Annotated in this window: 15 protein-coding genes and 2 pseudogenes; 9 read left to right on the forward strand and 8 right to left on the reverse strand. The window is 70.0% G+C overall.

Annotated features, from left to right (window positions below; translation table 11 throughout):
• The first annotated feature begins 50 nt into the window (after positions 1 to 50).
• Positions 51 to 2720: a pyruvate, phosphate dikinase gene (ppdK, locus tag JWN68_RS15465; RefSeq protein ID WP_297740493.1), complete on the forward strand. Its 2670-nt coding sequence runs from the start codon at positions 51 to 53 to the stop codon at positions 2718 to 2720.
• Here ppdK and JWN68_RS15470 read toward each other — a convergent pair.
• Complete coding sequence (locus JWN68_RS15470) at positions 2713 to 3627, reverse strand: EamA family transporter (RefSeq protein WP_297740495.1); 915 nt, start codon at positions 3625 to 3627, stop codon at positions 2713 to 2715. The genes ppdK and JWN68_RS15470 overlap by 8 nt on opposite strands.
• Positions 3628 to 3699: 72 nt before the next feature.
• On the opposite strand from JWN68_RS15470, the gene JWN68_RS15475 reads away from it, so the two are divergent.
• The 3 genes and pseudogenes from JWN68_RS15475 to JWN68_RS15485 all read left to right on the forward strand — a co-directional run bounded on the left by JWN68_RS15475 (position 3700) and on the right by JWN68_RS15485 (position 5475).
• Positions 3700 to 4593 (forward strand): LysR family transcriptional regulator, encoded by an 894-nt coding sequence (locus JWN68_RS15475; protein ID WP_297740497.1) that lies wholly within the window; start codon positions 3700 to 3702, stop codon positions 4591 to 4593.
• A 39-nt stretch (positions 4594 to 4632) separates the two neighbouring features.
• Positions 4633 to 5157: pseudogene (locus tag JWN68_RS15480) on the forward strand (phosphotransferase); the annotation flags it as partial.
• Positions 5158 to 5289: 132 nt separating this feature from the next.
• Entirely contained in the window at positions 5290 to 5475 is a 186-nt protein-coding gene (locus JWN68_RS15485; protein ID WP_297740499.1) for a hypothetical protein, read from the forward strand.
• A gap of 22 nt (positions 5476 to 5497) precedes the next feature.
• On the opposite strand, the gene JWN68_RS15490 is transcribed toward JWN68_RS15485, so the two are convergent.
• Complete coding sequence (locus JWN68_RS15490; protein ID WP_297740501.1) at positions 5498 to 6445, reverse strand: tetratricopeptide repeat protein; 948 nt, start codon at positions 6443 to 6445, stop codon at positions 5498 to 5500.
• Between the two features lie 73 nt (positions 6446 to 6518).
• On the opposite strand from JWN68_RS15490, the gene JWN68_RS15495 reads away from it, so the two are divergent.
• Entirely contained in the window at positions 6519 to 7097 is a 579-nt protein-coding gene (locus JWN68_RS15495) for a GtrA family protein (protein ID WP_297740503.1), read from the forward strand.
• Here JWN68_RS15495 and JWN68_RS15500 read toward each other — a convergent pair.
• The 6 genes and pseudogenes from JWN68_RS15500 to JWN68_RS15525 all read right to left on the reverse strand — a co-directional run bounded on the left by JWN68_RS15500 (position 7094) and on the right by JWN68_RS15525 (position 12207).
• Entirely contained in the window at positions 7094 to 7453 is a 360-nt protein-coding gene (locus JWN68_RS15500) for an MGMT family protein (protein ID WP_297740505.1), read from the reverse strand. The two genes, JWN68_RS15495 and JWN68_RS15500, sit on opposite strands and share 4 nt — an antisense overlap.
• Before the next feature lie 30 nt (positions 7454 to 7483).
• Positions 7484 to 7999, reverse strand: coding sequence for a PH domain-containing protein (locus JWN68_RS15505; RefSeq protein WP_297740507.1), 516 nt, complete (start codon positions 7997 to 7999; stop codon positions 7484 to 7486).
• A 44-nt stretch (positions 8000 to 8043) separates the two neighbouring features.
• A complete protein-coding gene (locus JWN68_RS15510) occupies positions 8044 to 8214 on the reverse strand; it encodes a hypothetical protein (RefSeq protein WP_297740509.1) in 171 nt (56 codons plus the stop codon).
• 84 nt (positions 8215 to 8298) lie between these two features.
• Positions 8299 to 9960: a hypothetical protein gene (locus JWN68_RS15515; protein WP_297740511.1), complete on the reverse strand. Its 1662-nt coding sequence runs from the start codon at positions 9958 to 9960 to the stop codon at positions 8299 to 8301.
• A gap of 55 nt (positions 9961 to 10015) precedes the next feature.
• Complete coding sequence (meaB, locus tag JWN68_RS15520) at positions 10016 to 10960, reverse strand: methylmalonyl Co-A mutase-associated GTPase MeaB (RefSeq protein ID WP_297740521.1); 945 nt, start codon at positions 10958 to 10960, stop codon at positions 10016 to 10018.
• A gap of 56 nt (positions 10961 to 11016) precedes the next feature.
• Positions 11017 to 12207: pseudogene (locus JWN68_RS15525) on the reverse strand (acetyl-CoA C-acetyltransferase).
• A 133-nt stretch (positions 12208 to 12340) separates the two neighbouring features.
• On the opposite strand from JWN68_RS15525, the gene mce reads away from it, so the two are divergent.
• The 4 genes from mce to JWN68_RS15545 all read left to right on the forward strand — a co-directional run.
• Positions 12341 to 12784 (forward strand): methylmalonyl-CoA epimerase, encoded by a 444-nt coding sequence (mce, locus tag JWN68_RS15530; RefSeq protein ID WP_297740513.1) that lies wholly within the window; start codon positions 12341 to 12343, stop codon positions 12782 to 12784.
• Positions 12785 to 12885: 101 nt separating this feature from the next.
• Positions 12886 to 14226: a crotonyl-CoA carboxylase/reductase gene (gene ccrA / locus JWN68_RS15535; RefSeq protein WP_297740515.1), complete on the forward strand. Its 1341-nt coding sequence runs from the start codon at positions 12886 to 12888 to the stop codon at positions 14224 to 14226.
• A 140-nt stretch (positions 14227 to 14366) separates the two neighbouring features.
• On the forward strand, positions 14367 to 15824 hold the full coding sequence (locus tag JWN68_RS15540; RefSeq protein ID WP_297740517.1) for a hypothetical protein: 1458 nt from the start codon (positions 14367 to 14369) through the stop codon (positions 15822 to 15824).
• A 26-nt stretch (positions 15825 to 15850) separates the two neighbouring features.
• On the forward strand, positions 15851 to 17038 hold a 1188-nt coding region (locus JWN68_RS15545), incomplete at its 3' end, for an AI-2E family transporter (protein ID WP_297740519.1).

Consider the following 17038-nt stretch of genomic DNA (forward strand, 5'->3'; position numbering starts at 1 on the left):
GCGACTCGTCCGCGCGTCGGCACTCCACAAGTCGGCGCCGTTGCAGCAAGATGCCTCAGGTGAACACCTGGGTCTACGACTTCGCTGACGGGGACAAGAGCAAGAAGGACCTGCTCGGGGGCAAGGGGGCGAACCTCGCCGAGATGAGCAACCTCGGGCTGCCGGTGCCCCCCGGCTTCACCATCACCACCGAGGCCTGCCGGGCCTACCTGAAGCACGGCACCGAGCCCGACGGGCTGAGCGACCAGGTGAGCGACCACCTCGCCACGCTCGAGGGCGCCATGGGACGCAGGCTCGGCGACCCGGACGACCCGCTGTTGGTGAGCGTGCGGTCCGGTGCCGCGTTCTCGATGCCCGGGATGATGGAGACGGTCCTCAACATCGGCCTCAACGACGAGTCCGTCGTCGGGTTGGCACGCCAGAGCGAGGACGAGCGGTTCGCGATGGACTCCTACCGCCGCCTCCTGCAGATGTTCGGCAGCACCGTGCTCGACATCGAGGGCGAGCACTTCTCCGACGCTCTCGACGGGGCCAAGGACGACAAGGGCGTCACCGACGACCTCGACCTCGACGTCGACGACCTCAGGTCGCTGATCGAGACGTTCAAGGCGATCATCAAGCAGCACGCCGGCATCGACTTCCCCCAGGACCCGCGCGAGCAGATGGATCGGGCGATCCGGGCCGTCTTCGACTCCTGGAACACCGACCGGGCTGTCCTCTACCGCCGTCAGGAGCGGATCCCCGAGGACCTCGGCACGGCCGTCAACATCCAGGCGATGGTCTTCGGCAACCGCGGCATGACCAGCGGCTCGGGCGTCTGCTTCACCCGCGATCCCGCCTCCGGGGACCAGGGGGTGTACGGCGACTACCTGCAGAACGCCCAGGGCGAGGACGTCGTGGCGGGCATCCGCAACACCGTGTCCCTGGCGGACATGCGCGAGATCGACCAGTCGTCCCACGACGAGCTGCTCGAGATCATGAGCACCCTCGAACGCCACTACCGCGACATGTGCGACATCGAGTTCACCGTCGAGCAGGGCAAGCTCTGGATGCTGCAGACCCGGGTGGGCAAGCGCACTCCCGAGGCGGCGTTCCGGATCGCCGTACACATGGTGGACGAAGGCCTGATCGACATGGACGAGGCCCTGCGCCGGGTGAGCGGCGAGCAGCTTGCCAACCTGATGTTTCCCCGCTTCGACGCCAAGGCCGCGAAGGACCTGCTCGCCGTGGGCATGAACGCCTCGCCGGGTGCCGCCGTCGGCAAGGCCGTCTTCGACTGGGCGACCGCCGTGGAGTGGTCGGAGAACGGCGAGGACGTCATCCTCGTGCGCAAGGAGACGACCCCCGACGACCTCCACGGGATGATGGTGGCCAAGGGCGTCCTGACCAGCCGCGGCGGCAAGACGTCGCACGCCGCCGTGGTGGCGCGCGGCATGGGGCGCACGTGCGTGTGCGGCGCCGAAGCACTCGACGTCGACACGCGCGCCGGGGAGTTCCGGGTGCGCGGCGGCAAGACGATCGTCGAGGGAGACGTCATCTCGATCGACGGCTCGACCGGAGAGGTCTTCGACGGCGAGGTGCCCGTGGTCGCCTCCCACGTCGTGCGCCACTTCGAGGGCACGGAGGTCGACCACCCGGTCGTCGAGGCTGTTGCCCGGCTCATGGAGCACGCGGACGCCACCCGTCGCATGCGCGTGCGCACCAACGCCGACACGGCCGACGACGCGGCTCGAGCCCGGCGGTTCGGCGCGGAGGGCATCGGCCTGTGCCGTACCGAGCACATGTTCCTCGGTGAACGCCGTCAGCTCGTCGAGAACCTCATCGTCGCCGAGGGCGAGACGGGGCAGGAGGCAGCGCTCGACGAGCTGTTGCCGCTCCAGCGCCAGGACTTCCTGAAGGTCTTCGCCGCCATGGACGGCCTGCCGGTCACGATCCGGCTGATCGACCCCCCGCTCCACGAGTTCCTGCCCGACATCACCGAGCTGAGCGTGGCGATGGCCGTCGCGGACGTGCGCGGCCACCGCAAGAAGCGCGAGCGCAAGCTGCTCGCCGCGGTGCAGCGGATGCACGAGTCCAACCCCATGCTGGGCCTGCGCGGCGTACGCCTCGGCATCGTCATCCCCGGCCTGTTTACCATGCAGGCCCGGGCGATCCTCGAGGCAGCGGCCGAGTGCATCCGCGGCGGCGGTCGGGCCGAGCCGGAGATCATGATCCCGCTGGTCGCGAGCGTCCGGGAGCTCGACCTGGTCAAGGGCCGGATCGAGGAGGTCGCTCGGGAGGTCGAGGCCGAGCTGGGCCAGGAGGTGCCGCACAAGATCGGCACCATGATCGAGCTGCCGCGGGCGGCGCTGACCGCCGGGGAGATCGCCGGGTCGGCGGAGTTCTTCTCCTTCGGGACCAACGACCTGACGCAGATGACGTGGGGGTTCTCGCGCGACGACGTCGAGGCGTCCTTCTTCAGCACCTACCTCGAGCAGGGCGTCTTCCCGGTCTCGCCGTTCGAGTCGCTCGACCTGGACGGCGTGGGTGCGCTCGTACGCCGTGCCGTCACCGCGGGCCGGGAGGTCAACCCCGACCTCCACCTCGGCGTCTGCGGCGAGCACGGCGGCGACCCCGCCTCGATCCACTTCTTCGACGAGGTCGGGCTGGACTACGTGTCCTGCTCGCCGTTCCGGGTCCCCGTCGCGCGGTTGGAGGCAGGTCGCGCGGCTCTCAGCTGACCGGCGCCGGCTCCGACATCTCGGCGGGCCCGGGCGAGCGCGCAGCTCGTACGCCGCGGGGCGGACGCAGCGCGATCAGCACACCGACGAGCAGGAGCGCTCCCCCGGCCAGCTCGGCGCCGTTGGGACGCTGGCCGAGGATCAGCCAGGCGGAGCCCATGGCGACGACGGGAGCCAGGAGGACCCACGGGACCACGGCACTGGAGGGCCACCGGGCAAGCAGGCTGTTGAAGATGCCGTAGCCGACCAGCGAGGCGAGTCCAGCGGTGTAGAGCGTCGAGACCGCAGCCTGCCAGGAGAAGCCGGTGAGTGCGGTCGCCACCGCTCCCGGTCCGTCGAGCACCAGGGACAGCGCCACGAGCGGCACGGGCACCACGACCGCGGACCACACGGTCAGCGACAGACCGCCGGGCACCCGCGCCGCGCGCGCCACCACGTTGCCGATCCCCCACGACAGCGCACCGAGCAGGCACAGTCCCAGTGCCGCGAGCGAGACCTCCCCACCGCGGCCCAGACCGACGATGACGAGCCCGGCGACACCGAGCGTCACCCCCGCTGCCTGGGCCCGCGTCGGCACCTCCTTGAGCACCCCGGCGGCGATCACGATCGTGAAGACGACCTGCGCCTGGAGCACGAGGGCGGCGAGCCCCGGGGGCATGCCTGCCGCCATGGCGACGTACAGGAAGCCGAACTGTCCGAGCGACATGAGCGCACCGACCGCAAGGATGCTGCGCCACGGAGCGTCGGGCCGCGCGATGAAGAAGATCGCCGGGACCACGACGGCGGAGAAGCGGATCGCCGCGAAGAGGAGGGGCGGCACCCCGGCCATCCCCCAGTCGATGACGACGAAGTTGATCCCCCAGATGGTGGCGACGAGGGCGGCCAGGAGGGAGTCGCGAGTGCTCACGGGCCCAGTGTGGTCCGCGGGATCGTGAAGCACCAGCGATTGTTCGTACAGCCGATCAGGTAGCGTTGCTTCATGATCGATCTCGTGGCCCTCGCCAGCCTCCGCGCCGTCGACACGCACGGTTCGGTGACCAGCGCCGCCGAGGCTCTCGGCTTCACCCCGAGCGCTGTCTCCCAGCAGGTGAAGCGGCTCGAGAAGCAGGCCGGAGTCGCGTTGCTCGAGCGCGTCGGTCGCGGGGTGATGCTCACGGACAACGGGCGACGGCTCGTCGATGACGGATCCCGGCTCCTGGTCGACCTCGAGCGGCTGGAGTCGGGTCTCCACCGCGACACCGACCGGGTCGCCGGCCGGCTGCGGATCGCGTCCTTTTCCACAGCGATGCGGGGCCTCGTGGCTCCCGTCGTCCGGTCCCTGCTCGACGAACACCGCGACCTGGAGCTCACCCTCACCGAGCGCGAGCCCTGGGACACCGTCGACCTCGTGGCGACAGGACAGCAGGACCTCGGCATCGTGCACAGCTGGGGGGACGTGCCCCTGCACATTCCCGACCACCTCACCGGGGCCACGATCGCCCGCGACGTCGCAGACGTCATCGTCCCGCGAGGTCACCGGCTCGCCGGCCGGACGCGGGTCTCGCCCAGTGATCTCGTCGACGAGGCGTGGGTGGCCACGCCGGAGGGCAGCATCTGCCGGCAGTGGTTGATGCGGATGTACGACGGCACCGGACGCGCACCCACGATCGCGCACGTCGCCATGGAGTTCGACTCCCACCTCGCGCTCGTCGGAGCGGGGCTGGGTATCGCCCTCATCCCCCGACTGGGCCGGTCACCGCTGGGCGTGGACGTGGTCGCAGTGGAGGCACACCGTCCCGTCCCCACCCGCGAGATCACCGTCGTGCACCGCACGTCGATGGCCCACTCACCCGCCGTACAAACCGTGGAGCGGGCCTTGCGCTCCGGTCGTTAGGGTGCCGCGCGTGCACGACGACGCGCTCGCCATCGACCTGCACCTCGTACGCCGTCTCGTCGACCGATCCTTTCCGCAGTACGCCGACCTGGGACTGTGGATCTCGACCGAGCCGTCGCCGTCTGGGACCTGGCGCTCGCGTCCGAGGCGGACCTCGAGCTGTCGACCACGTGGTACCACGGCGACCTCCTCGCCGAGAACCTCCTCGTGCGCGACGCCCGGCTCGCCGCCGTGCTCGACTTCGGCGGGCTCGGGGTCGGCGACGGCACGGTCGACCTGGCCGTCGCCTGGGAGGTCCTCGACATCGACGGTCGCGAGGTCTACTTCGACGCGCTCGGGGTGGACGAGGGAGCGCGCCGGCGCTCGATGGGATGGGCACTGGCGATCGCGATCGCGATGATGACCTTCCCCTACTACTGGCACACGCTCGCTGCTCGGTGCACGGCTCGACGGCCCATGGCTGCGGCCGTCCTGCTCGAGCCGGCGTGCTTCGACCTGGCGCGCGGGATGCCGGCCGTCGAGGAGCACGTGTCAGCGATGACGCCCGTCTTCGCGGTCACGTGAGGATCCCTCGGTCTCGGCACGGGAGTTCTCCCGCCGGTTCGCCGTGGGCATGGGCTTCGAGCCTCGCGACCTGCCTGACGACGAGCTGGAGGAAGGCGTCACCCGTCTCCGCGCGCTGAGTCCCCGTGGGACGTGGGGCTGCGCCCGGAGCAGGGTCTGCCGGTCAGGACATTGGTCGTCACGGCAGGGTGGAGCCCCCTCTACGAGGAGACGGCTGCGTCGCTCGTGGCGCGCCGCCTCACCCTCCAGGGCGCTGGTCACCGCGTCCAGGACGACCCTCGCGTCACCCCTGCCCTCTGCGAGCACTGGGCCGACTAGCGGGGTCTGCGGAGGGACCCGGTCAGAACAGGGCCGAGGCGAGGTTCCGGCGTCCCGCGAGCACGCGCTCGTCGTCATTGCCGACAGCGGCGAAGAGTCCGAGCAGGTGGTCGCGGGCCTTGGTCCGGTCGGCGTCGCTCGTGCGGGCCACCAGCGAGACCAGGCGGTTGAAGGCGTCGTCGACGTGTCCGCCGAGGAGGTCCAGGTCGGCCACCATCGCCTGAGCGTCGACGTCGTCGGGCGCCTCGGCTGCGGCTGCCCGGGCCGCGTTGAGGTCGACACCCTGGGTCCGCTGCAGGACCTTGGCCATCGCCAGGCCTGCTGCCGCCTCCGTGTCGGCGGGATTGGCGTCGACGAGCTTCTGGTATTCGGCGACGGCGAGGTCGATGTCGCCCTCCCCCAGCGCGTCCTGCGCTGCGGCATACCTCGGATCCACCTCCGGCTCCTCGCCCTCCACCGGCGCCGCAGGCCGTGGCTGGTGGCGACCGGTGATGCCCTGCGCCGTGAGCTGCTGGCCGACCTGGGTCAGGGCCGTACGGAGCTCCTCGATCGGCACCACGTCCTGCAGGAGCGGCATCGGCCGACCGTCGACCACCGCCACCACGAGGGGAATCGTCGGGATCTGCATGGCCTGGGCGATCTGGGGAGCGGCGTCGATGTCGACCAGCCCGACCAGGTAGCGGCCCTCGAACTCGCCCGACACCAGCGCCATGTCGCCGGCCAGGTCGCCGCTCTCGGGCATGCGGGTCCGCGAGTAGAAGACGAGCAGGACCGGTGCCGTCATCGACGACTCCAGGACCTGCTGGAAGTTGGCCTCGGTGACGTCGAGGGAGTATGCCGAGTGGCCGACGCTCGGAGCCGACGACGACGAGCCCCGGGCTGCTGAGGGCGGGCCCTGCGGAGGCTGGGCCGGCCGCTTCAGCGCTGACAGGTCGATGGCACCGGGACGGGAGAACGGTTGCTGCGTCATACGGCCATTGTTCCGTGTCGGACCCCAGCGGGGCGAATGACCCCCTGCGACGGCTCGCCGGTAACCTCTCCCGGTGCCCGCCAGCCGTCTCGTCGCCCGCCACCAGCACAACGTGGTGCTGCTCGCACGGTTCGGCTCCGTGGGCGTCTCTGGCGTCCTGGTCAACCTCGTGACGCTCATCGTGGTCAAGCGGCTCGGGCCGGGCTTCGACGGAGCAGTCTTCGGCCTGCCCCTCAGCGAGCTCAACCTGCGGTGGTACCACGTCTACTCGACCATTGCCTTCTTCGTCGCCAACCTCTGCAACTTCCAGCTCAACCGCAGCTGGACCTTCCGCAGCGCAGGACACGCACGATGGTGGAAGGAGTACTGGCCCTTCCTGGCGGTCGGCCTCGCCGGTCAGGTCATCGGCCTCACCCTGCTGACCGCACTGCTGCATCCCGACTCGGCACTCAGCCTGCCGACATCGGTCCTCGACGACACGAGCGGCCTCCGCACCCGCCTCTACTGGGGGCAGCTGGTCGTGATCGCGGTCGTGATGCCGCTCTCCTTCGTGATCAACAAGCTGTGGACCTTCGCGGCCGTCCGGACCCACCACGTGGAGCTCGTCGACCCCATCAACGTCCAGCTGCTCGTGGAGGACGACGAGGCCTAGCTGCCTGCCTCCTGGGCGTCCTCGTCCAGATCGGCGACGGCGGTCCGCCACTGCCGCGCCAGCCGGTCGAGGTCGGCACGGTGCTCCTCGATCCGACACCCGCGCCCGCTGGACCTGATCACGATCCCCTCCTCGAGCCAGTGCGGCCGTGCTCGCTCGAGAAGATCCGGCGCGAAGTTCCCGGCAGCATCGGTCACCCGCCACCACGTCGAGCCGTCGCCGTGCCGGCTCATCACCGCACCCACCTGGCGCGGGCCGATCCCGACGATGCGCCCGAGGTCGCCGTACGCCGCAACCCGACCCGGCGGGATCAGGTCGACCGCCCTCAGCACCAGCTCCACGAGCCGCTCGTCCATGCCCACGACCTGACCCGGAGACCGCTGGGCTCAGTTGGCGACGCGTGGCCCGCGCAGGCCCGAGCGTTGGACGACCCGCTGGATGGCCAGGTCACGATCGTCGGGGCGCCCCACGAAGCGGATGTCGCGGAGTCCCTGCTCCTGGGCGGCGGACTCGAAGACGAAGTGGCCGAACCCCAGGACGCGACCGTGCAAGGGCTTCATCACCGTGATGTCGAGGATCCGGGACAGCGGCATCGTGGCGAGCTGCTGGGAGAGCACGCCGTGGACGCGGAAGACACGCATGTTGGTGATGACGAAGCGGTCCATGTGCTCGCTCAACGCTCGCCAGGCGGCGTGGACCACGATCAGGAGTGCGAGGGCGAAGGGGAACCAGGCCAGGTCCATGTCGACGAACGGCACCGCGACGAGCAGGGCCAGGGCAAGCAGTACCTCGGCGACCGGCCGGACGTAGACGATCCAGTGGTGGCGGACCTCGTCCACGATGACCTCGCCCTCCTCGCGCAACAGGTGTCGCCTGATGCCGGGGTCGAAGACGCCGCTCACGACCGCCTCGCGGGCCTCACGTCAGGGCGCTCACGACAAGGCCCTCACGACAAGGCACCGACGAAGTCGATGATCGCGGTGAAGAGCTGTTGGGCAAGGCTCCAGGTCTGGTCCGCGCCGGCCGTGGCCGCAGCTGCCAACCCGTCGGGGTCGGTGAACATCCAGAACCCCACGAACACGACGAGGAGCACGAGGAAGGCTTTCCTTGCGGTCATCGACGCTTCTCCTCGGGGCAGGGCTAAACCAGGACGGCCCTTTCCTATCAGGACCCGGCCCGCTCCTGTCGCAGGCGCGCGGGCTCAGCCCTCACATGCGGTCAGCGCACTCGAGGTCAGCCGCGGGCCGTTGGCGACCTGCTTGCCGCGTCCCAGCGCGAAGCCGCGTTGCCAGTCCGAGACGAGCCCGGTCTGGTTGTACTCGGTCGTCTGGTCCCCCACGAGGCTGAAGCGCAGCGTCATCGGCACGTCGGAGACCGCCGCGCGGCTCCTGACGGTCCCGATGGGCCGTGCGTCCCAGAACCACGTGATGTGTCCCTTGGCGACCTCGACGGCGACCGCCGGCGAGGTGTTGACCAGGCTGGGAATGGTCCTGGTGGCCGACCACTGGCGGTTGTCGGCCTTGGCGCCGAACCGCAGGGTGCTGCTGCTCGGGTGGACCTCGGCCAAGGTGATGTTGCGGCGCCCGCAGGCATAGTCCTCGGGCCGGTCCGGCACCAGCTCGACCAGCACCGTGAAGTCCGCAGCATTCGACTCCGCGCTCTTGAGCCGGATCCTCGTCTCCCACCGACCGTAGGCGAGGGCGCTGTCGCGCAGCGTCGCGCGGGTGGTGCCGAAGTCGCCCTGCCCGCCTCCGTTGTTGCGCTGGCTGTCGAGGTAGAGGCCGCCGTTCTGCCGGCTGACCCGGCCGGCGCCGTCGGCGTACTCCTGCCACCAGCCGTCCCGGTCCGAGCCGGCGTCGGCCGGGCTGGTGAGCGACTGCCCCGCCTCCCAGGTGTAGTCCCACAGCGTGGGGTACCAGCCGTACCTGCTGGCTGCGGTGGCGGAGGCGCCCGACGACGCGCGCCGGAACCCTGTCCCGGTCAGGGCTGTCCGGGACGTCGACTGCAGGACCCGCGGCTCGGCACTGGTCCTGGTCTTGGGCTGGCTCGGCGCCTGGTCGAGCACGGTGACATAGGTCGGAAAGGTCTGCATCCAGCCGATGCGGTTGGCACCGGAGCTGATCTCGTCCTGGACGACCCGGTAGACGGCAGTGCCTGCAGGAGCCGTCACCCCGGGGAAGTAGCCGAGACCGTCCGCCCCGACGCTGGACCTGCCCAGCGTCTCCCAGCTGTCGCCGGTCAGGCGCCGCTGCAGGGTAAGGCCACGCCTTTCGAAGACCGGGAGCCCGATGGTCTCGGGGCGACGGAACAGCGACGGGGTCGTGTCGACAGCGATCGTGAACGGGACGCCGGCCACGGGCTGGCCGGGGTCGGACTCGCGTGAGGGATCCTCACCGGCCACCCACATCGTGAGGTCCTGCGCCTTCGCGTTGAAGGTCACCGGCGGCGTGGCGATCTGGCCGGCCGTCACCCGGTAGCGGATCCCGAACATGGCAGGGGCCGGGAAGTCGAAGCGGAAGCCGCCGTTGGCGGCCGTCTTGCCGGAGAAGCCCCGCACCGCGAACCAGCTGTCACCGGGCCGGTTCATGTGGAGCTGCAGCCCGATGCGGCGTACGCCGGAGACTCCGAGGCTTCCGGTGAACGTGATCGCCTGGCCGCCGACGTAGGTGCCCGGGCTCGTCGAGAGCGAACCGCCGCGGGCGCGGCGGGCGCTCGGGAGCTGCGCCACCGACGATGCTGCGGTGGACGCCTGGACGGTCGTGGCCGCCGAGCTCGACACCACGGTGCCGGCGACGACGGCGGGCGTCATGGTCGCCACGAGGGCGCCGAGGAACAAGGAAATCGCTGGAGGGGGGGTCCGCACGATCCCCCAATTTAGGGGTTCCGTCAGCCGTCCGGAGCAGAATGCGAGAACTGGTCTAGTCGTCCCGCACGCTGAACAGCAGCACGTCGGCCGCGGTGTAGGGGTCGGACTCACCGGACGCGACGGCCTCGGCCAGGGCGTCGAGCTCCGAGTGACCGTGCACGTCACCCCACTGGGCGCGCAGCGCCGTCAGGGCGATCGCCTCGATCTCGTCGCGGGCCCGGCGCGTACGCCGCCTGGCGAGCTCCCCGGACTCCGTGAGCCAGGAGAAGTGCCGGTCGACCTCCGCCACCACCTGGTCGAGGCCCTGGCTCTGAGCAGCGATCGTCGCAACGATCGGTGGTCGCCAGGCACCTTCGCGGCGCTCGGCCAGGGCCAGCATCGACCGCAGGTCCCGGCGGACCTGGTCGGCGCCGTCGCGGTCGGCCTTGTTGACGACGTAGAGGTCGCCGATCTCCAGGATGCCCGCCTTCGCGGCCTGGATGCCGTCGCCCATCCCCGGGGCGAGCAGGACCAGCGTCGTGTCGGCCAGTCCAGCGATCTCGACCTCGCTCTGCCCCACGCCGACGGTCTCGATGAGGATCACGTCGCACCCCGCAGCGTCGAGGACGCGCAGGGCCTGCGGGGTCGTCCATGCGAGCCCACCGAGGTGCCCGCGTGACGCCATCGAGCGGATGTACACCCCGGGGTCGAGGGCGTGGTCCTGCATGCGGACCCGGTCGCCGAGGAGCGCTCCGCCGGAGAAGGGCGAGGACGGGTCCACGGCCAGCACGCCAACGCGCCTGCCCGCACGACGCAGCTCGGTGACGAGCGCGTTGGTGGAGGTGGACTTGCCCACCCCGGGAGAGCCGGTGATGCCGACGACGTGGGCGTGCCCGGCGTGCGGCGCGAGCGCCGTCATCACCTCGCGCAACAACGGTGACCCGTCCTCGACCAGCGAGATCAGTCGCGCCACGGCCCGGGCGTCACCCTCGCGTGCGCGGGTGACGAGATCGGGCACCGACGCCGTGGTCCGGCGACGGGCCCCACTCGAGACGACCGGGGTGGAGCCCGGGCTCACGCCCGCGGGACCCGGATGATCAACGCATCGCCCTGACCGCCGCCGCCACACAGTGCAGCAGCACCTGTGCCGCCGCCGCGACGCTTGAGCTCGAGGGCGAGGTGGAGGACGATCCTGGCCCCGGACATCCCCACCGGGTGTCCGAGCGCGATGGCTCCACCGTTGACGTTGACCTTGGCGTTGTCGATGCCGAGCTCACGCGCCGAGGAGATCCCGACGGCAGCGAAGGCCTCGTTGAACTCGACGAGGTCGAGGTCCGTGGGCGAGATGCCCTCCTTCTCGCACGCCTAGGCAGTCGCGGCAGCGGGCTGGAGCTGCAACGTCGAGTCCGGTCCGGCAACCTGGCCGTGGGCACCGATCTCGGCGAGCCAGCTGAGGCCGAGCTCCTCGGCCTTGGCCTTGCTCATCACGACCACTGCGGCAGCGCCGTCGGAGATCTGCGACGCGGAGCCGGCGGTCACCGTGCCGTCCTTGCTGAAGGCCGGACGCAGCTTGCCCAGCGACTCCAGTGTCGTGTCGGCGCGCACGCCTTCGTCCTCGGAGATGACGACGGGGTCGCCCTTGCGCTGCGGGATCTCGACGGGGACGACCTCGTCGGCGAACACGCCGTTCTTCCAGGCGACGGCGGCCTTCTGGTGCGACTGGACCGCGAACTCGTCCTGCTCCTCGCGCGTGAGGTTGGCTCCGGCGGCGTTGCACTCCTCCGTGAGCAACCCCATCGCCTGCGACGTGAACTGGTCGAAGAGCGCGTCGTAGGCCATCGAGTCGACCAGCGTCGCGTCACCGAACTTCGTGCCTTCGCGGGACTTCGGCAGGAGGTGCGGCGAGTTCGTCATCGACTCCATGCCACCCGCGACGACGATCTCGCACTCCCCGGCGCGCACGAGCTGGTCGGCCAGGGCGATCGCGTTGATGCCCGAGAGGCACACCTTGTTGATGGTCATGGACGGCACCGACATCGGGACGCCGCCCTTGACGGCGGCCATGCGGGCCGGGTTCTGTCCTGCGCCCGCCTGGATGACCTGACCCATGATGACGTAGTCGACCTGGTCGCCCGAGACGCCTGCCTTCGCGAGTGCTCCGGCGATCGCCACACCCCCGAGGTCGGCGGCCGACTGGTTCTTGAGGCCGCCGAGGAGGCGACCGATCGGGGTGCGTGCGCCGGCGACGATGACAGAAGTGGACATGGGTGTTGCCTCCAGGGGTTTTCCGGTCGAGATCTCCGACTCGACGATACCGCTGGGCCCCGGCGGCGTGTTGTGGCGTGTCTCACCTGCTCGTTCGTGGTCCCTGACCGGCCGCCTCCGCCACGATGTCCCCATGACCCCAGTCGAGATCGCTCCCCACCTTTTCACCGCCATCGACCACGTCGGCATCGCCGTCGCCGACCTGGACGAGGCCATCGCGTACTACCGCGACACCTTCGGCCTCCACGTCGCACACGAGGAGACCAACGAGGAGCAGGGCGTCCGGGAGGCGATGCTGGCCGTCGGCGAGTCCGGCTCCCACATCCAGCTCCTCGCACCGCTCAACGGCGACTCGACGATCGCCAAGTTCATCCAGCGCTCCGGGCCGGGCATGCAGCAGCTGGCCTACCGCGTCACGGACGTCGACGCCGTCTCCGCGATCCTGCGTGAGCGGGGCGTGCGCCTCCTGTACGACGCACCCAGGCGCGGCACCTCCGGAAGCAGGATCAACTTCATCCACCCCAAGGACGCCGGCGGAGTGCTCGTCGAGCTGGTGGAGCCCGCAACCGCCCACTGACGCCGACGTGGGAAGTAGGTCACACCCTGCCCCACGCCCGGTTACTCACCGGTACGTTGACCCTCGATCTCGACACACCGCTGCCTCACCAGGAGACACACGTGCAGAACATCCTCGACGCCATCCAGAGCGGCACCGCCACCTCTGACGACTTCGCCAACCTCGAGCTGCCCGACCACTACCGCGCTGCCTACGTCTCCAAGGACGACGTGGACATGTTCGAGGGCCTGAGCACGAAGGAGAAGGACCCGCGCAAGTCGCTGCACATCGGCGACGTACCCCTGCCGGAGCTCGGGCCGGGCGAGGCGTACGTCGCCGTGATGGCCTCCGCCATCAACTACAACACCGTGTGGACCTCGATCTTCGAGCCCGTCTCCACCTTCGGCTTCCTCGAGCGCTACGGCCGCGTCTCCGAGCTGACGAAGCGACACGACCTGCCGCACCACATCGTCGGCTCCGACCTCTCCGGGGTCGTGCTCAAGACCGGCCTCGGCGTCAACGCGTGGAAGCCCGGTGACGAGGTCGTCGCCCACTGCCTCTCGGTCGAGCTCGAGGGCCCGGACGGACACAACGACTCGATGCTCGACACCGAGCAGCGGATCTGGGGCTTCGAGACCAACTTCGGTGGCCTGGCGCACATCGCCCTGGTCAAGTCCAACCAGCTCATGCCCAAGCCCGACCACCTCACCTGGGAGGAGGCCGCCGCCCCCGGCCTGGTCAACGCGACCGCCTACCGTCAGCTGGTCAGCGCCAACGGCGGCAACATGAAGCAGGGCGACGACGTCCTCATCTGGGGTGCCTCCGGCGGTCTCGGCGGCTTCGCCACGCAGTACGTCCTCAACGGCGGCGGCACCCCGATCTGCGTGGTCTCCAACGAGGAGAAGGCAGCCATCGCCCGCAGCATGGGCGCCGAGCTGATCATCAACCGCTCCGAAGAGGCCTACAAGTTCTGGAACGACGAGAACACCCAGCAGGATCCCAAGGAGTGGAAGCGCTTCGGGGCCAAGATCCGCGAGCTGACCGGCGGCGAGGACATCGACATCGTCTTCGAGCACCCCGGTCGCGAGACGTTCGGCGCGTCCGTGTTCGTGACGCGCAAGGGCGGCGTGATCACGACCTGTGCCTCCACCAGCGGCTACATGCACGAGTACGACAACCGCTACCTGTGGATGAACCTCAAGCGCATCATCTCCTCGCACTTCGCCAACTACCGCGAGTCGTGGGAGGCCAACCGCCTCATCGCCCAGGGCAAGATCCACCCGACCCTGTCCAAGACCTACACCCTCGACCAGGTCGGCCAGGCCACCCTGGACGTCCACAAGAACGCCCACCAGGGCAAGGTCGGTGTGCTCTGCCTGGCTCCCGAGGAGGGTCTCGGCGTCCGCAACACCGAGCTGCGGGCCAAGCACGAGGACGCCATCAACAGGTTCCGCGGAGTCTGACCCAGCCCATTCACACCCCGGTTCGCGGTTCGACCGCGAGCCGGGGTGTGTTTGTCCGCAGCCGTCGTACAGACTGACCTGCAGACCACAGCACGACACACCGCACGACCACCGCACGACGCAGAGAATGGGGCTCCACCATGAGCAGCGACCAGGGCCTGTCCATCTTCGACGAGGAGCCGGAGTCCGATCCCGACCTCGACGCCGAGGCCTCGTCGCCCGTCTCCACGTCGACGCCATCCGCCGCGGAAACACCGGCCCCTGACGGCACCAAGACCCAGGTGATCCCCACGGTGCCGCCCGTTCCGAAGTCCGCCCCGGCGCGGTCCCGTGCGCCCCGGCCCAGCGAGCAGTCCACCGGGTCGAGCCCGGCAGCGACCCCGCCAGACGTGCCCGTCCTCGCCCCCGGGGACGTCGAGCCCCAGGACGTGGAGCCGGCCGATGTCGAGCCGGTCCCGCCGTCGGAGGAACCCACCCGCGCGATGGGCACCTCCGCGCCTGCACCCGTCGCCAGTCCCGCGCCTCGCCAGACGACCACCGCCGCCGCCCCCATGCCGCCGGCGCGACCGTCGTTCTCCTCGTCGACCGGCTCCAGCCCCGCGACCGCGCAGCCACTTCCCGTCGTGCGCCGTGGCGGCTACGACAAGGCAGCCGTCGACCGACGGTTGTCCCAGCTGACCACGGAGAAGTCCGGTCTCAGCAGCAGCCTGAGCGCCTCGGAGCAGCGCGTCCTTGAGCTCGAGGCCGAGATGACCCACCTGCGTGCCGAGCTCGAGGAGAACAAGAACCCCTCCTACGCCGGCCTGGGCGGCCGCGCCACCTCGATGCTCAAGCTCGCCGAGGAGGAGGCCGCCGACGTGCGCGCCGCCGCAGCCCGAGACGCCGAAGACATCCGTGCGCTGGCCAACAACGACGCCAAGGCGGTCCGCGCCGAAGCCGCCCACGAGGCCGCCGACATCCGCCTGGTGCAGCTGCAGGAGCTCGCCGAGATGCGCAGCCGCGCGATCGCTGACGCCGAGCAGGAGCGCACCCTGGCTCGGGGCGAGGCGGGAGACATGGTCGCGGCCGCCAGGCGCGAGGCCGACCAGCTGCGTCTGGCTGCCCAGCAGGAGACCAACGAGCTCCTGACGACCGCCAAGCGCGAGGCGGAGCAGGCACGTGCCGCGGCCGATCGCGAGGTCCAGGAGGCCCGCCGCACGCTGGCCGTGGAGAAGGAGCGGCTGGCCCGCGAGGCCACCGACTACCACGCCAGCGCCACGTCCGAGACCCAGCGACTGGTCCGGGAGGCCGAGGAGCGCGCAGCCGCGGCGGAGCAGCGAGCACGCGAGGCGACCGCGCAGGCCAACGCCCACCGACAGCAGGCCCAGAACGAGGCGGAGGGCCTGCTCAGTCGTGCTCGCCGCGAGGCCGAGCAGGTCGTGGCATCCGCGACGACCCAGGCGGAGTCCATCTCGGCCAGCGGTGTCTCCGAGGCTGAGCGCGAGCTTGCCGCGATCCATGCCGAGGTGGAGCGGATGAAGAAGCGCCGCGACGCCGTGGCGGCCCAGCTCGGTGCCCTGCGCGACGTGGTCGCAGGGTTCGCCGAGGACGAGTCCTGACCTGGCTCGACCGGCTGCGCTCCCAGGTGCAGTCGGGGTCGTCGACGACGTCGTCCTCGAAGCCCGCTGCGGGCGCAGGAGACCAGGGCGCCCGCGAGGCCGCCGTCCCATCCGCCGCGGCGGCTCGGGCCGTCTCGGCGATCGATCGCCCGGGCGACACCGGTGCGACGCCGGCAGCGGCGCTCGCCGAGCGCATCGACGACGCCAAGGACCTGATCACCGAGACCGCCACCCCTGAGACATATGCCGAGGCGGCACCCGCTGCCCCGGCGCCGAGCCCGTCGCTGATGAGGCACTCCCCGTTCAATATCGGCTTCTTCGGCGCCCTCGGTGCGCTCGTCGCCGTGTTCCTCAGCCAGCAGCTCCTCAGCATCTCGTCGGTGCTGATCCTGCTGGTGATGGCGATGTTCCTCGCCATCGGCCTGAACCCGACTGTCGAGTGGTTCATGAAGCACGGCATGAAGCGTGGGCTGTCGGTCCTGCTCGTGCTCTTCGTCGTGATCACCGTGCTCATCCTCTTCGGCGTCGCGGTGGTGCCGGTGATCAGCGAGCAGATCACCCAGATCAGCGCGAACTCCCCGGGCTGGCTCAAGGACCTCAAGGCCAACGAGACCGTCCAGAAGGTCGATCACCAGTTCTCGATCATCAGCAAGGCAGAGGAATACGTCACCAACGGCGAATTCGGGCAGAAGGTGTTCGGCGGCGCTCTCGGTGTCGGCCTGGCCGTGCTGTCCGCCCTGGCCAACACGCTGATCGTGGTCGTGCTGATGATCTACTTCCTTGCCTCGCTTCCCAGCATCAAGCACGCCGCCTACAGCCTGGCTCCGGCCTCGAAGCGGGCCCGGGTCAGCGAGCTCGGCGACCGGATCATCCGCTCCACCGGCTCCTACGTCTCAGGCGCCTTCCTGGTGTCGGTGTTCGCCGGGATGAGCACGCTGATCTTCACCTTCGTCGTGGGTCTGGGCGACTACGCCTTCGCCCTGGCGTTCATCGTCGGTCTGCTGTCCCTCATCCCGGTCGTCGGCGCCGTGGTGTCGGGCATCATCATCACCTTGCTGGCCCTCACGGTGTCGCCCACGGTCGGCCTCATCACGGCGATCTACTACGTCGTCTACCAGCAGTTCGAGTCGTACTTCCTCTATCCCAGGATCATGAAGCGCTCGGTCGACATCCCCGGGTCGGTGACCGTCATCGCCGCGCTCCTCGGGGGCAGC

The organism is Nocardioides sp., assembly GCF_025964975.1.
Lineage (GTDB): Bacteria > Actinomycetota > Actinomycetes > Propionibacteriales > Nocardioidaceae > Nocardioides.

Coding starts and splice junctions, on each gene's coding strand:
- ppdK (WP_297740493.1), top strand. CDS start 51: ATGCCTCAGGTGAACACCTGGGTCTACGACTTCGCTGACGGGGACAAG.
- JWN68_RS15475 (WP_297740497.1), top strand. CDS start 3,700: ATGATCGATCTCGTGGCCCTCGCCAGCCTCCGCGCCGTCGACACGCAC.
- JWN68_RS15490 (WP_297740501.1), bottom strand. CDS start 6,445: ATGACGCAGCAACCGTTCTCCCGTCCCGGTGCCATCGACCTGTCAGCG.
- JWN68_RS15500 (WP_297740505.1), bottom strand. CDS start 7,453: ATGGACGAGCGGCTCGTGGAGCTGGTGCTGAGGGCGGTCGACCTGATC.
- JWN68_RS15510 (WP_297740509.1), bottom strand. CDS start 8,214: ATGACCGCAAGGAAAGCCTTCCTCGTGCTCCTCGTCGTGTTCGTGGGG.
- mce (WP_297740513.1), top strand. CDS start 12,341: ATGACCCCAGTCGAGATCGCTCCCCACCTTTTCACCGCCATCGACCAC.
- JWN68_RS15540 (WP_297740517.1), top strand. CDS start 14,367: ATGAGCAGCGACCAGGGCCTGTCCATCTTCGACGAGGAGCCGGAGTCC.